Annotated in this window: 1 pseudogene; it reads right to left on the bottom strand. The window is 47.1% G+C overall.

Going from position 1 to position 730, the window contains the following annotated elements:
* Positions 1-730 (bottom strand): annotated as a pseudogene (gene cotA / locus ACWHAR_RS26760) (outer spore coat copper-dependent laccase CotA); the annotation flags it as partial.

Here is a 730-nt window from a genome sequence, read left to right as displayed (position 1 = left end):
ATAACGTTCAGCAGGCGCAAGGCTGAAAGAATTCAGTTTAACAGATCGCGGCAGGAGCCCTCCATCTGAACCAATCTGAATAAACTCTCCGCCATTATCGAGTGACAGGTTATAGGTTCTTGTATTGGAGGCGTTGATGACACGGAATCGGTATTTCCTCGGCTCGACTTCCAAGTATGGCCATACCTTCCCGTTGACGAGTATGGTTTCTCCGCAAAAAGCCGGAACGATTGAAGGATTAGGCAGTGACGGAGAAGGGTTTTCCGGTGCGCTCGGATAAAACAAAGAACCGTCCTCATTGATCGTGCGGTCTGTGATAAGAAGCGGCACATCGTATTCGTCTGAAGGCAGTTTTAAGCGTTTTTCCTTTGGGTCATGAATGATATAAGCACCGACAAGTCCGGCATAGACATTTAGCCTGGTGAGCGCCATGGCGTGATCGTGGTACCACAATATAGCCCCGCGCTGCTGGTTTGGATAATGATAAACCTCTCTTTTGAAATAAGGTCCTGTTTGTTCAAAGTCTTTGGAAAACCAAGCCTCCGGATACCCGTCACTATCATCTGGCGTGACGCCGCCGTGTAAATGAACAACAGTCTTTACCTCGGGCTCTTCATGCTGGCTGTCACTGTGATGAATGGTGTGATCAATTGGAAGGAAATGCGTGGAAGGAAGGTTATTCATCCATTTTACATATACGTTTTCATTTCTTTTAACCTCAATGGTCGGC

Source organism: Bacillus sp. LR--39 (genome assembly GCF_053613335.1).
This window is presented reverse-complemented; position numbering and strand designations above follow the sequence as displayed.